The 13,770-nt window shown below is 62.1% G+C and carries 15 protein-coding genes; 6 read left to right on the forward strand and 9 right to left on the reverse strand.

Going from position 1 to position 13,770, the window contains the following annotated elements:
• Positions 1–220 precede the first annotated feature (220 nt).
• The 9 genes from E0E29_RS14680 to E0E29_RS14720 all read right to left on the reverse strand — a co-directional run bounded on the left by E0E29_RS14680 (position 221) and on the right by E0E29_RS14720 (position 6,830).
• Positions 221–1,078, reverse strand: a complete 858-nt coding sequence (locus E0E29_RS14680; protein ID WP_130848459.1) for an IS3 family transposase — start codon at positions 1,076–1,078, stop codon at positions 221–223.
• A complete protein-coding gene (locus E0E29_RS14685) occupies positions 1,075–1,389 on the reverse strand; it encodes an imidazolonepropionase (protein WP_130848458.1) in 315 nt (104 codons plus the stop codon). Before E0E29_RS14685 ends, E0E29_RS14680 begins: the two co-directional genes overlap by 4 nt.
• 119 nt (positions 1,390–1,508) lie before the next feature.
• Positions 1,509–1,880, reverse strand: coding sequence for a DUF2085 domain-containing protein (locus E0E29_RS14690; protein ID WP_242622518.1), 372 nt, complete (start codon positions 1,878–1,880; stop codon positions 1,509–1,511).
• The gene (locus E0E29_RS14695; RefSeq protein WP_130850477.1) at positions 1,877–2,167 is read right to left on the reverse strand and encodes a zinc ribbon domain-containing protein; all 291 of its coding nucleotides are present in this window, start codon (positions 2,165–2,167) and stop codon (positions 1,877–1,879) included. Before E0E29_RS14695 ends, E0E29_RS14690 begins: the two co-directional genes overlap by 4 nt.
• Positions 2,168–2,336: 169 nt before the next feature.
• Positions 2,337–4,172, reverse strand: coding sequence for an ATP-dependent zinc metalloprotease FtsH (gene ftsH, locus E0E29_RS14700; protein ID WP_130850478.1), 1,836 nt, complete (start codon positions 4,170–4,172; stop codon positions 2,337–2,339).
• A 154-nt stretch (positions 4,173–4,326) separates the two neighbouring features.
• Positions 4,327–4,875: a TetR/AcrR family transcriptional regulator C-terminal domain-containing protein gene (locus E0E29_RS14705; protein ID WP_130850479.1), complete on the reverse strand. Its 549-nt coding sequence runs from the start codon at positions 4,873–4,875 to the stop codon at positions 4,327–4,329.
• 36 nt (positions 4,876–4,911) lie between these two features.
• Positions 4,912–5,676 carry a helix-turn-helix domain-containing protein gene (locus tag E0E29_RS14710; RefSeq protein ID WP_130850480.1) on the reverse strand — a complete coding sequence of 255 codons (765 nt, stop codon included), beginning with the start codon at positions 5,674–5,676 and terminating at the stop codon, positions 4,912–4,914.
• Between the two features lie 139 nt (positions 5,677–5,815).
• Positions 5,816–6,076 carry a hypothetical protein gene (locus E0E29_RS14715; protein WP_130850481.1) on the reverse strand — a complete coding sequence of 87 codons (261 nt, stop codon included), beginning with the start codon at positions 6,074–6,076 and terminating at the stop codon, positions 5,816–5,818.
• 64 nt (positions 6,077–6,140) lie between these two features.
• The gene (locus tag E0E29_RS14720) at positions 6,141–6,830 is read right to left on the reverse strand and encodes a FadR/GntR family transcriptional regulator (protein ID WP_130850482.1); all 690 of its coding nucleotides are present in this window, start codon (positions 6,828–6,830) and stop codon (positions 6,141–6,143) included.
• Positions 6,831–6,929: 99 nt separating this feature from the next.
• On the opposite strand from E0E29_RS14720, the gene ilvD reads away from it, so the two are divergent.
• From ilvD to E0E29_RS19055, 6 genes are all read left to right on the forward strand, one after another.
• A complete protein-coding gene (gene ilvD / locus E0E29_RS14725) occupies positions 6,930–8,591 on the forward strand; it encodes a dihydroxy-acid dehydratase (protein WP_130850483.1) in 1,662 nt (553 codons plus the stop codon).
• A gap of 267 nt (positions 8,592–8,858) precedes the next feature.
• The gene (locus E0E29_RS14730; RefSeq protein ID WP_165449921.1) at positions 8,859–9,788 is read left to right on the forward strand and encodes a helix-turn-helix domain-containing protein; all 930 of its coding nucleotides are present in this window, start codon (positions 8,859–8,861) and stop codon (positions 9,786–9,788) included.
• A gap of 125 nt (positions 9,789–9,913) precedes the next feature.
• Positions 9,914–10,237 carry a PadR family transcriptional regulator gene (locus tag E0E29_RS14735; RefSeq protein ID WP_130850485.1) on the forward strand — a complete coding sequence of 108 codons (324 nt, stop codon included), beginning with the start codon at positions 9,914–9,916 and terminating at the stop codon, positions 10,235–10,237.
• Complete coding sequence (locus tag E0E29_RS19050; RefSeq protein WP_130850486.1) at positions 10,234–11,322, forward strand: DUF2812 domain-containing protein; 1,089 nt, start codon at positions 10,234–10,236, stop codon at positions 11,320–11,322. Before E0E29_RS14735 ends, E0E29_RS19050 begins: the two co-directional genes overlap by 4 nt.
• 1 nt (position 11,323) lies before the next feature.
• On the forward strand, positions 11,324–12,607 hold the full coding sequence (locus E0E29_RS14745) for a DUF2812 domain-containing protein (protein WP_130850487.1): 1,284 nt from the start codon (positions 11,324–11,326) through the stop codon (positions 12,605–12,607).
• 16 nt (positions 12,608–12,623) lie between these two features.
• Complete coding sequence (locus tag E0E29_RS19055) at positions 12,624–13,769, forward strand: DUF2812 domain-containing protein (protein WP_130850488.1); 1,146 nt, start codon at positions 12,624–12,626, stop codon at positions 13,767–13,769.
• The last annotated feature ends 1 nt before the right edge of the window (position 13,770 follow it).

A 13,770-nucleotide genomic window follows, 5' to 3' on the forward strand; every position in this document is an offset into this window, starting at 1 on the left:
GTTTTGTGGGGAAAGGAGCCGCAGCGTAATGGACGAGCCTTCGCCCTTGGGCGGAGGTGAGTGATATGGAGCTTGCGGCGACGCGGGGCGGCGACAAGGATCTGGATTCTGCCTCCAACTGATATCATTCCCACAGAATATGTGAAGACCCCCGGCAACTGAACTGCCCCAGATTGTGCGGACAGTACAAAAAAGAGCCCTTAGTAGGAAAGATTAAGTTTTAAGCGGAGAGGCGTCGCGCCAGCGGCGCCTCTCCAGTTTTTAACTGGATGCGCTCATGGTTATAGAAGTAAATATAGCGGTCAATCATCTCATTGGCTTCGGAAAAGGTCGCCGGTTTGTGGCGGTAAATACATTCTGTTTTGAGGATAGAGAAGAAATTTTCCGCCATGGCGTTGTCGTACGGGTTTCCTTTCCTTGACATGGATGGTGTGATTCCGTATGCTTGAGTCAGATTGAAGTATGCTGCAGAGGTGTACTGAAATCCTTGGTCGCTGTGGAGCTGCAACTCCGCAGCGACCCTCTTTTTCTCCTGTTTCATTGCCAGATGAACGGTATCCAGAACCAAATTCACTGTCTGCTGGGTTCCAGTCTTGTAGGCGATGATGCTGTTGTCATAGAGGTCCCGGATTATGGAAAGGTACAGCACACCCTGCCTGGTGTGGATGTAGGAGATGTCTGTTACCCATTTGCTGTTAGGTTTGTCCGCATGGAACTCCCTGTTCAGCAGATTCCTGTATTTGTGTGCCTGCCGCCCCATCTGCTGCCATTTCCTGCGGCGGCGGATCTCCGAGAGCAGATCATATTTCTTCATGATTCGCAGCACAGTTTTGGGATTGCAGAAGATATTCCGGCTTTTCAGCCACAGCCACATCCGCCGGTAGCCGTAGGTGCGGAAGCTGCGTTCCCGCTGCTGTGCGATGAGCCCCGCAAGAGCCGCATCCTTTTCTGGCTTGCCTAGGCGATGGACAAAAGCATAGTAGCCGCTTCTGGACACTCCAAAGAATTTGCACATGACTGCCACTGGATACTCTGTCCTGTGACGATAGATGATATGATACTTTACCTTTGCTCTCACTTCCTTTCTGTGAAGCGCAGAAAATCCCGCAGTAGTTTATTTTCCATGCGAAGCCGTTGGATCTCACAGGCCTGCTCTGCCACAACGTCTCCTGGCGCAGCATCTTTTCTCGGCCGTCCTTTCGGTCGTGGGCGGATTCCGGCTTCCAGTTTTCGTTCTTTACGGCGCTCACGCTCAAGTAGTCTTTTTACCACCTGCTTATTCCGGAAGCCATAGTATTCTGCGACTTCCCGCTGTGTTTTCCCCTCTGCCAACATGGCCTTGATCTCTGGTAAAAGCATTTGAACGTGTGTGTAATTTCGTTTCTTCATGACAAAACCCCCTGATGTAGTCTATTTTCCTACATCAGGGGGGCTTTTGTCACTGTCCGTTTTTACTGGATCTGTTCACAACGTTCAGCTGCCGGGGGTCTTGTTTGTTCTGATCTGATTCAGGCTGTCAGCGACGCCCCGATGTCCATCCCAAATCGGAATACCCAAACGGTGGAGCACAGGAACAGGGCGGTGAGCCCATAGCCGAAGAGCAGCCCGGTGACCAACCGCCGAAGGTTCCCGCTCTCATAGGGGGTGAGGGCCTGGACCCCGCCGTCCAGCACCATGGGTACCAGCAGGCCCAGTGCGAGGGGCACGGGGGGCAGAAGGAAGGGAGCGCTCAGCAGACATAGAAGGATACCCACCAGCTCTCCGGTGCACCGGGCACAGAGCGGCAGACGCGCTCCACGTATGTGGAAGGAGCGGTCCTCCCGGCAATGGCACCCAAAGACGATGGGCAGCCAGCGATACAGCCAGCTCCGCACCCTCACAGCAGCGCGGCGCCCACGCCTACGATGGCAACGAGCAGATACCACAGGATGCCTATGATCACCGACACCAGGGCGCCGATGCCGGCAGCCTTGGCCGTTCTGGGCTTCTGGTCCTTCCAGACCAGGAAGAGCACCAGTCCCACGACGGGGATACAGCAGCCCAGAAGGCCCCAGCCAAATCCGCCGTTGTCCTCCACATAGGGGGTGTTGTTCTGATAGGCGCCGCAGGACGGACAAGTGGTCGCTCCATCACTGATGGGGGCACCGCATCTCCTACAATAGGCCATCTCTACATCCTCCTCTATTGTTTTTGTCGAAGATAGTCTTATTATAGCTATATCCGCGGAACGTGGCAAGACAAACAGGATGATTGGATCATTTTTTATTCTGTCCCTTTCTGGGCGACAAAAAAACAGACGCTGTGTGCCTTGGAACACAGCGCCTGCTTTTATTGCTTTAGTTTCCGCTCTTCCCGTCCCGGTTCAGGATGGCCATGAACTCCTCGCCGGTGATGGTCTCTCTCTGGTAGAGGTAATCGGACAGCTCGTCCAGCTTCTTCCGGTCCTTTTCCAGGATCTCAATGGCCTTCCGGTGCTGGCGCTTGACCAGTTCCACCACCTGCCGGTCCACCTCGGTCTGGGTCTCGGCGGAACAGGCCAGGGAGGCGTCCCCGCCTAGGTACTGGTTCTGCACCGTCTCCTGGGCCACCATATCGAAGTCGGGGCTCATGCCGTAGCGGGTGATCATGGCCCGGGCCAGCTTGGTGGCCTGCTCGATGTCATTGGAGGCGCCCGTGGTCACCGAGCCAAAGACCACTTCCTCTGCCGCCCGGCCGCCGGTGAAGGTGGCAATCTTGTTCTCCAGCTCCTCCCGGCTCATGAGGTAGTGGTTGCCCTCCTCCACCTGCATGGTGTAACCCAGAGCGCCGGAGGTGCGGGGGATGATCGTGATCTTCTGCACCGGCGCCGAATTGGTCTGACGGGCGGCCACCAGGGCGTGGCCAATCTCATGGCAGGCCACAATCCGCTTCTCCCGGTCGGTGAGGATGGCATTCTTCTTCTGGTATCCGGCGATGACCACCTCGATGCTCTCCTCCAGGTCGGCCTGGGTGGCAAAGCGCCGGCCGTCCCGGACCGCCCGCAGGGCGGCCTCGTTGACGATGTTGGCCAGCTCTGCGCCGGAGGCGCCCGAGGCCATCCGGGCAATCTTCTCCCAGTCCACATCGTCGGCCACCTTAATCTTCTTGGCGTGGACCTTCAGAATATCCTCCCGGCCCTTCAGGTCGGGGAGCTCCACCGGTACCCGCCGGTCAAACCGGCCGGGCCGGGTGAGGGCGGGGTCCAGAGACTCGGGCCGGTTGGTGGCTGCCAGGATGATCACGCCGTTGTTGCCCTCAAAGCCATCCATCTCCGTGAGGAGCTGGTTGAGGGTCTGCTCCCGCTCGTCGTTGCCCCCCATCTGACCATCCCGCTTTTTGCCGATGGCGTCGATCTCGTCGATGAAGACGATGCAGGGGGCTTTTTCCTTGGCCTGCCGGAAGAGGTCCCTGACCTTGGAGGCACCCATGCCCACGAACATCTCCACAAATTCCGAGCCGGACATGGAGAAGAAGGGGACATTGGACTCGCCGGCCACGGCCTTGGCCAGCATGGTCTTGCCGGTGCCCGGAGGGCCCACCAGCAAAATGCCCTTGGGCATGGAGGCTCCGATCTCCTTGTACTTTCCGGGATCGTGGAGGTAGTCCACCACCTCCTGGAGATTCTCCTTTGCCTCGTCCTCTCCGGCCACATCGGAGAACTTGATTCCTTCAGAGGACTTGACATAGACCTTGGCGTTGGACTTCCCCATGCCGAACATCATGGAGTTGGGGCCGCCCATCTTGTTCATCATCCGCTTGGAGAGATACTGCCCCAGGGCCACAAAGACCACGATGGGCAGGACCCAGTTGAGCAGGATGCTCAGCAGCGGATCGGTCTGCTGGATGATCTCACCGGAGAATTTGGCGCCGGAATCCTTCAGCATCTGCGTCAGATCGGGGTCGGGCATCATACCGGTCTTGTAGACGTTGGTCCCATCCTTGTCCGTAAAAATGATCTGGTTCTCTGTCTCCTGGACCTCAACCTGGCCGATTTCCTTGTCCTCCGCCATCTGCATAAAGGTGCCGTAGTCCACCTCCCGGATCTGCCGCTGGGCGATCCATGGCATAGCCAGGAAGTTGAAGAGCAGCAGGATGAGCAGCATGATGACATAGTAATAAATCAGCGGTTTTTTCGGGGTTTTTACTTCATTCATATCATGTTCCTTCCGTTCTGCGGCTTATTTTTACATAACTCCACTTTCAGGTTATACCAGGTCTTTCCCCGCCGCGCCACTGACACTTTTCCCCTTTTGTACAGACAAAAAAACCGGACTGTCCCAAAAAGGGACAGTCCGGTCGCTTTGTTTCCTAAGACCTCTCCGGGCAGGGGACAAAGAACCTGCCGGTCAGCATGCGGTAAAGCTGATCTGCGAGCTGCTTTTCGTCCACCTGCTCCTGCTGGCTCACCTGGAACAGAATTCCGGCCAGGCCGCAGGCGCAGAAATCCAACAGCAGCCCCAGATCGGCGTGATCGATGGTATGCCGGGGCACCCGCAGTTGGTAGGACTTTTGCAAGTAGGTCCGAAGTCCTTCCACGATGATCCGTTCGATCTGCTCCCGGTGCTGAGAGTTGAGCAGGCGGCGGAGAAATCCCCGGTTCTCCACCATCATGGATACGAATATCCCCATTGCCTCCCGATCCGAAGAAGCCTCCAGGCTCCTCGCCAGGGTCCGTTCCGCCGTCTCCCTCATCCCCCACTCCAGCACGTCCATGATGTCCTTGAAGTGGTAATAAAAGGTCTGTCGGGAGATCTTGCAGCGCTCTACCAGATCGGTCACCGTGATCTTATCGATGCTCTTCCCTTTGGCCATATTGAAAAAGGTCTCAGCAATCATGGTTTTTGTGTTTGCCGGCATAGTTTGTTCCCCTGTCTTCTGATTTTTTACCGACCTCTACTCGTACCGCTTCCCGGCCACCATGGCGGCGGCCAGCACCCCCAGAACGGCAACCAGGGACAGAGCCAGTTCCACCGTTTGAGGTGGGGCCGTCCAGAGCCGGTGGATCCCCCACCACAGGGTTGGGAACAGAACCATGACTACCAACAGCCATCCGCGCATGGCGCTGAGGATGTGGGGCCAGTTGCTGTTGTTCAGCCTCACCCCGGTCAGATTGATGCGGAATGGTCCCTGGCTGTAAGCACTGATTCTGTTCTGGTCGTAGCAGGCGGGCAGGCGTTCCTGCACACCGAAGCACAGCCAGGCCCCGAAGAGGAGGCACAGCCCCTCCATCAGCACCACGCTGTCCTCCAACTCCGCCCAGCCGAAGCCCCCCACTATGAGCAGGACAGCGGTCTGGGCCAGTCCGGCCAGGGCGCAGAGCCCAAAGGCCAGTTGCCTCCGACGTCGGCGGACACCGCCAGCTTTCTGCTCCTCTCCGGTGAGATTTAGAGAGGCGTTCACCAGAGCCTCCACTTCTGCCACCGGCAGCTCCTCCCGCTGGGTGCGTTCCCCTCGAAGCAGCTCGGTCACGCTCACCCCCAGGCAGTCGGCCAGTGGGATGAGCAGGGAGACGTCGGGGAGGCTCAGTGCCCTCTCCCACTTGCTCACCGCCTTGTCCGACACATGGAGCCGGTCAGCCAACTCCCGTTGGGTCATGCCCCGCTCCTTCCGCAGCCGGGCCAAAAAGGCGCCGAAGCGCTCCTTATCGATCTCATGCATCTGAGTCCCTCCTTTCCTCTCATCCTAGCCGGAGGGCGGTCTCCCGTCAACCGACCAGCGGTAGAGTCCCTGGGGCCCAATGGATTCCGGCCACAGAAAACGGGCGGGTCCGCGCAGAGCGCGGACCCGCCCGCTCCGTTCATCGGATGGGTCTGAGCCCCGTGGCCGCCTGAGCGACCGGAAGATCTCGGCGCAGGACATAGATGGTGTACATCCAACAGTGCTCCTGGAACAGGGTGCCGCTCCGCTCCCGGCTCCCCATGCTCAGGCCGGGCGAGGTCCGATCCCTTGCCTTGACGTGGCAGTCGATCCCCGCCTGCTCCAAAGCGTCGGTGATGGCATTGCACTGCTCCATATTGAACACGATGGCCAACTCACTGCGGTTCCACGGTAGGATCATGGTTGTCCATCCTGTCTCACGGGCGGCTACCTCTCCTTTATCATGCCAGTTTTCTCATTCCCTGTCAACCGTCCTCCGACCGCTCCAGCCCCATCTCGTCCATGGCGTGGCGCATGTGGATGGCCATGGCGTACTCGGCCCCAGAGCCGTCCCGGCGCTGAAAGAACTCCAGCAGCAGGGCGTGGTCCCGAAGGGTGTCCGCCGCTAGCCGCTCTCCGTGCTCCCCCGTCCCCACCGCCGTGTAGACCGCCCGGTGGATGAGGGGCAGCAGCCGCACCATGAACTCGTTGTGGGTGGCCCGGACGATGGCAGCGTGGAAGGCCCCGTCGGCCTCCACCCGGTCCTGCCCCGTTCGAATGCAGTCCTCCACCGCCGCCCCCTTCTCCAAGATGTCAGAGAGCTCCTCTTCGGTGGCCCGGAGGCATGCCAGCTTTGCCGCCTGGGGCTCGAAGATGCTCCGCAGCTCGAAGAGATCCCGGAGCTGGCCCTTCACCCGCTCCAGACCACCGAAACCGAAGTCCTCGATCTCCCCCACCTGCTCCGACACGAAGGTGCCCTTCCCCCGTCGGACCTCCAGCACCCCTTGGGTCACCAGGGACCGGATGGCCTCCCGCAGCGTGGTCCGGCTCACCCCCAGCTCCTGGGAGAGCTCCAGCTCATTGGGCAGCTTCTCCCCCGGCCCGGGCCGGCCCTCCGCCACGATCCGGGCATACAGACCCTCTGCCGTCTGCTGGGACAGGCTCTTTTTCTCCATGCCCCCACCTCCTTTTCCTCTTGACATTCGCACACCTATCTTATAATATATTGTCAGACAATGCAAGCATAATCATACAACGCAGAGGAGGAATCTTTCATGCGCAGCGATAACGTGACCAAAGGGGTGGAGCGCGCCCCCAACCGTTCCCTCTTTTACGCTCTGGGCTACACCAAGGAGGAGCTGGAGCGGCCCCTCATCGGCGTGGTCTGCTCCCAGAACGAGATCGTTCCCGGCCACATGAACCTGGACAAGATTGCCGAGGCGGTGAAGGCAGGCATCCGCATGGCCGGCGGCACCCCCATCGAGTTCCCCGCCATCGCCGTGTGCGACGGTATCGCCATGGGCCACATCGGCATGAAGTACTCCCTGGTGACCCGGGAGCTTATCGCCGACTCCACCGAGGCCATGGCCCTCGCCCACCAGTTCGACGGCCTGGTGATGATCCCCAACTGCGACAAGAACGTGCCCGGCCTGCTGATGGCCGCCGCCCGGCTGAACATCCCCACCATCTTCTGCTCCGGCGGGCCCATGCTGGCCGGCCGCCTCAACGACGGCCGCCGCTCCTGCCTCTCCCACATGTTTGAGGCGGTGGGCGCCTACAAGGCCGGCAAGCTGGACGAGGCCGGCGTGGAGGACTATGAGAACAACGCCTGCCCCACCTGCGGCTCCTGCTCCGGCATGTACACCGCCAACTCCATGAACTGCCTCACCGAGGGCATCGGCATGGCCCTCCGGGGCAACGGCACCATTCCCGCCGTCATGTCCGCCCGGCTACGGCTGGCCAAGCACACCGGCATGCAGATCATGGAGCTGGTGAAGCGTGACATCAAGCCCCGGGACATCATGACTGAGGCCGCCTTCCACAACGCCGAGACCCTGGACATGGCCCTGGGCTGCTCCACCAACTCCATGCTCCACCTGCCCGCCATCGCCCACGAGTGCGGCATCGAGCTCTCCTTCGACATGGCCAACGAGATCAGCCGCAAGACCCCCAACCTCTGCCATCTGGCTCCCGCCGGCAACACCTACATCGAGGATCTGGACCGGGCCGGCGGCGTCTACGCCGTCATGAAGGAGCTCACCAAGAAGGGCCTGCTGGACACCTCCGGCATCACCGTCACCGGCAAGACGGTGGCCGAGAACCTGGAGGGGGTGGAGAACACCGACCCCGAGATCATCCGGCCCATCGAGAATCCCTACTCCCCCTACGGCGGCATCGCCGTCCTCAAGGGCTCCCTGGCCCCCGAGGGCTGTGTGGTCAAGCAGTCCGCCGTGGCCGAGGAGATGATGGTCCACACCGGTCCCGCCCGGGTCTTTGACTCCGAGGACGACGCCATCCAGGCCATCTACGAGGGCAAGATCAATCCCGGCGACGTGGTGGTCATCCGCTACGAGGGACCCAAGGGCGGTCCCGGCATGCGGGAGATGCTCAACCCCACCTCCGCCATCGCCGGCATGGGGCTGGACAAGTCGGTGGCCCTCATCACCGACGGCCGCTTCTCCGGCGCCACCCGCGGCGCCTCCATCGGCCACGTCTCCCCCGAGGCCGCCCTGGGCGGTCCCATCGCCTTCGTGGAAGAGGGCGACACCATCGCCATCGACATCCCCAACTGCAAGATCGATGTACTGGTTGACGAGGCCACTCTGGCTGAGCGGAAAGCGAAATGGGTCTGCCCCGAGCCCCGGGTCCAGACCGGCTACCTCCGCCGCTACGCCGAGCTGGTCACCTCCGCCGCCCGCGGCGCTGTGCTCGAATGATTTTTCTTGTTCTTTTTCTTGAAAGAAAAAGAACCAAAAAGAACTTTGGGCTTTCCTTTTGGATGGCACTGAAACGTCTGCGCACGGCCACCAAAGTAGTGCAAAATGTGGCCGCTTCGTATGCCACTTTCCAACGCCGGGCCGGGTCCTTTGACCCGGTCCGGCCTCTTTTTTCGCCCCGCAACAGATCGTTGCCCCCCGTTTTCGCAGGAATTGCTTTTCAAAATGTGTCGGAAGGCGCTATACTGGCACCAAGGAGGTGCTCCCATGATGAATCAAACGGAACCCTTCGGCGTCCGTCTGGCCCAACTGCGCCGGGACGCCGGTCTTTCCCAGCAGGGGTTGGCCCAGGCCCTCTCCGTCACCCGCCAGGCCGTCTCCAACTGGGAGCGGGACCAGACCGTCCCCGACCTGGACATGCTTCGTTCCATCGCCGCCGCCCTGGGCACCGACATGAATACCTTGTGCGGCATGGATGTGCTGCCGCGCCGTAAGCCCCGGCGGACCCTTCCGCGTCCTGCCCTGGCCCTCTCCCTCTGCGCCGCCTTCTGTCTGGGCGCGGGCCTGGGGCTGTGGTCCAGCCGCACGCCTCCGGAACCTGTCCCGGATGCCGCTATCTCTACAACCCTGTCCGCCCACCGGATCAGCTACACTACCCCCAGCGGCATCAAGGTGACCACCGCCGCCGACGGTGCCCTGGAGGTCTCCGACGAGCTGGCCGCCCTGCCGGAGCAGGGCCCCGGCCCGGTAGCGCTCACAGCGCAGCTCAGGGATGATTTTCCCTACTTCGCCCAGCAGTACGTCCTCCGCTTCCTCCCTGACTACCAGGACGGCGCCTTTCTCTCCGACTGGGACGACGTGCTGTTGTGGTGCTACCGCTCCGGGTGCAGCGACGGCGACATCATGGCCCCCCAGACGGTGGCCGATTACCTGGCCCGTTTCTTCGGCTATAAGGGGGAGCTTCCCGCCCAGGGGACAGAACAGTTTCCGCTGAAAAGTGGCGGCTATTACCCGGAGTGCGGCGCCTTTACCACCTCTGAGGACGTCTACACCCTCAGCAGCCTGGAGCTGCTGGAGGACGGGACCTACCGGGCGCTGCTCCAGGCAAAGCCCTACGGCATGACCCTGGACCTGGTCCTCTCCCCCACCGACGACGGTCTGCTCCTCCACTCTATCCTCAAGACCTACGGTTCCTGACCCGCACCGCTCCGCCCGGGCCCTTTTCAGAAGGGTCCGGGCTTTTTTTGCTTCTCTATTGACTTATATCGAATATCGTTATACTATAATTATGACGATATTCGATATAGTTGGGAGATGAGGACATGGCCCGGAAGAAGCTGGACACGCTGACGGAGCAGATGTACTATGTCCTCCTCTCCTTGACCAAGGAACGCCACGGCTACGGCATCATGCAGTATGTGTCGGAGCTCACCGGCGGGCGGGTGGCCATCGGCGCGGGGACCCTGTACGCCCTGCTGGCCCGGTTTGAAAAGGAGGGACTCATCCAGCTTGCCGCCGAGGAGGAGAACCGGAAACGCTACCGCCTCACCGACGAGGGGCGGAAGGTGCTGGAGGAGGAGTTCGACCGGCTCCGCCGGCAGGTGGCCGACGGAGAGCGGGTGCTGAGAGAGGAGGAGCCCTCATGAAGATTCAGGAGCGCCGCGCCTACTTTGGCTTTGGGGTCCGGGACCGGGCGGAGGCCCATCGCTGGCTGGAGGAGCAGGGACAGCGGGACTGGGTACTCACCCGCATTCGGACTGGCTTCTTTCCAACAGCCTGCTTCGCCCCGCTGGAGGGCCCGCCGCCCCGCTACTGTGTGGATGTGGCCCACTGGTCCCTCCGTGACCCGGAGCGGCAGCGGGACTATGACCGGTTGGCCGCCGACGCCGGCTGGTCTCTGACGGCCCAGATCAGCGGCATGAAGATCTATCGCGCCCAGCCCGACCGAGACCCAGTCCCCCTCCAGACCGACCCCGCCCTGGAGCGGGAACGGTACCGTCGGGAGGCCCTTCTCCCCGGCATCCTGACCGGCATTCTGTTTCCGTTCCTCCTTCTGCTCCTCATCTGGGCGGCGGGCGGGCGCCGGCTGTGCTTCTACCGCCTTTTTCTCCAGAGCAACGGCGGCCTGCTCTGCCTGGCGGCCCTCCCCCTCCTGGTCCTGGGTATGCTCCTCGCCCTCCGGGCGTCCCACCGGGACCGCCGCTACCGCAGGCTTCCCCTGCATTTGGCCAATGCTTTCTGCGCCCTGGTTCTCCCCCTTTGCCTGCTCCTCAGCCTCCCGCTGCACCTCCAGATAGCCGGGCCGTTGGAGGACCTGCCCTCCTGGCCCTACCTTGCCGCGGAGGACCTGGGCCGGTCCGGCTCCGCCCCCTACGGCATGGTGCTGGGGGACTCCCTCCTGCTCAAGGGCGTCTATGTCCGCACCCCCCTGGAGGGGGAGCGCTCCCTTCAGCAGACCCACTGGCACTGCAAGACCGGCTGGGCGGCGGCACTGGTGGCCCGTGGGCTGCGGGGGGACGGTCTCTCCGCCGAAGGGGATGCGGCTGTCCAGCCCTACCGCCCCATCGATCTGGACCTGGAGGAGGCCTACATCGCCGACAGCGGCGGCTACCGCGGACTGATCCTGCGTCAGGGCTCGGTGGTGGTGCTGCTGAAGGGTCCCGTCGGGGCGCTGTCCGACGCCGCCCTCCCCCATCTGCCGGAATGCCTGGACCTGAAAGGAGGCCTCTGACATGACCCGAAGCCGATGGTCCCTGTTCACCTACCCCGTCATGGACATCAAGGCCGCCGAGGCCCTTCTGAACCGTCGCGCGGTGGAGGGCTGGACCCTGGATCGAGTCTATCTTGGCACCTTTGCTCGGTTCGTCCCCGCCGACACGCGGTCGGCCTGGTGCGTGGACTGGAGCCGCTCCGGCTACAGCGAGCGGCCCGACTATCTGGCCCTCTGCACCGATGCCGGGTGGACACTGATCCAGAAGGTGGGGGCCTTCAACCTCTACAAAGCGCCTGTCGGCACACCACCTATCCAGACCGACGGCGTGGAGGAGGCCCGCCGTTTCCGGCAGGAGGTACTGAGAGCCACCTTCAAAGGCTGGGGCGTCCTGCTGGGACTGCTCCTGTTCCTGGCCGCTTTGGTGCTGCTGGTGTCGGGCGGCGCCTGGCGGAAAGGCCTTCTCGACCTTCTGCTCACCCAGACCGGTCTTTTCCTGCTTCTCTCTCTCCCCGCCATTCTGGCATGCTGGCTGTTCTGGGCGAGTCGTCTCCTGCTGCGGCTGCAGCAGTGGGACCGGACGTCTGGTGGCCCTCTGCCCGTTCCTGGCCGGACAAGCGCTGGGGTGGCGGCCTGGCTGTGCCTTCTCTGCCGCCTGTGGGGCGTGGCCGTCGTCATCTGTTTCCTGATGGATACCGGACAGCGTATGCGTCTGAGCACCGCCCTGGGCTTGCTGGTGGGTGGCTGTATTGGCCTGTACCTCAACAGGGATCGCAAAGATAAAGAGGGGCGGAAATTGCTCAGTCGCAGAGGAACCGTAGCCATCTACGGTCTCATTCTCCTTTCAGTTACCGTTCTGTCCCCCATCTTCTCCCCTTTGTCCGATGTTCTAATGCCCCCTTCCGTACTGGTAAAGGAGACCGTTCTCCCCGGCGCCGTCCGGGTAGACCGCTCCTTTTCCCGCTCTGTCTCCTACGCCGACACCGATACCTCCTCCATCGGCTCCTTCGGCCTGCGCCATCAGAGCTGGTGGGAGGCCCCCAGCGGAGAGCAGCACGATGTGGACTGCTACACCGCCCGCTGGGAATGGCTTTCCCGGCTGGTACAGGCGCTGCTGCGGGAGCCCTGGTATCCGCCTCTGGATGGATACACCGACGTCTGGCTCCAGGAGGCCGATCTGGGCGGCGGAAAGACCGAGTCCCTGCTTCTGCTCCGCTCTGGAAATACCGTAGTGACGGTGGAGACCCGCTCCGGTCCCATCCCGGCAGAGCAGATCGACCGGCTGCTCTCCCTTTTATCGTCCTAACAGGAGGTGTGACCCCATGCTGCCCTTTGCCTATCTTAACTACTTAGCACCCGACGCCAAGGCCCTGGAAGCCGCCCTGAACCGCCGGGCGGCGGCGGGCTGGGCCCTCCAGTGGCTCTTCGGCGGGCTGGCCTTCTTCCGGCGGACGGAGCGGACCGACCTGCGCTACTGCGTGGAATTGCTCCCCCGCAAAAAAGACCCCGACGAGCCGGGTGATCCCGACCAGGACTACCTGGACCTGTGCGAGGACGCCGGGTGGGAGCTGGTGGACCAGACCACCGTCTTCCGCATCTTCGCCTCGAAGTCCGGGACCGATCCCCTTCCCCTCCAGACCGACCCCGCTCTGGACTATGAGGAGCACTGGAAGGTAGCCCTCCGGGAGGCTCGGTGGAACGCCCTGGGTTTCCCCCTGTTCCTGGCCGCCCAGCTTCTGCTGCGGCAGCTCTTCCCCAAGGGTGTGTTCCACTGGTGGGAGGTCTTTCTCTCCACCGGCTCCATGGTCCTTCTGTTTCTCCTGGCCGCCGCTTTGGTCTGGGAGCTGGGTTACTTCGCCTTCCTGGGCCAGTTCCGCCGCCGGTGCCGCCGGGCAGCGGAGACTGGGGAGGACCTGCCCGTCCCACGGCCCTGGGCGGCCCGGCTCCGGGGCCTGGCGGAAGGGCTTTGGATGCCCCTGCTGGTGCTGGCCCTGGTCCTCTCCATCCTGCCCGACCTGGGAAATGACCGCATCAGCGCCGTCACCTACCCCGGGGACGAATACCCGCTGGTGCGGGCGGAGGACTTGGGCTTTCCCCGCTCCGACAGCGGCTATCTTCTGTGGGAGGGCACCGACCTCCTCCGCCATGGAGAGTCCCTCACCTTCACGAGAGACAGGATGGTCCGCTCTGTCTACTACTCCTGCCGCTGGGAGTGGCTGGCCGAAGCGGTGGCCGGCTCCCTGGTGAAGGAGGAGCAAAACGACGAGGCCATGCATTTCCACGACCCCATCACCCTCTCTCCCACCACCGAGCTGGGCCTAACCCACTGCTGGCTCTACGACAGCGGGGATTGGCAGTCACTCCTCTTCCGGCTGGACAACGTGGTGGTCTCGGTGGAGGGACCTGTTGATTTCACCGATCCGGACATATTATCCGCTGTCCTGGAGCGCATAGATCAGGAGGTGTGAT

The organism is Intestinimonas timonensis (genome assembly GCF_900626145.1).
GTDB classification, from domain to species: Bacteria; Bacillota; Clostridia; order Oscillospirales; family Oscillospiraceae; genus Intestinimonas; species Intestinimonas aquisgranensis.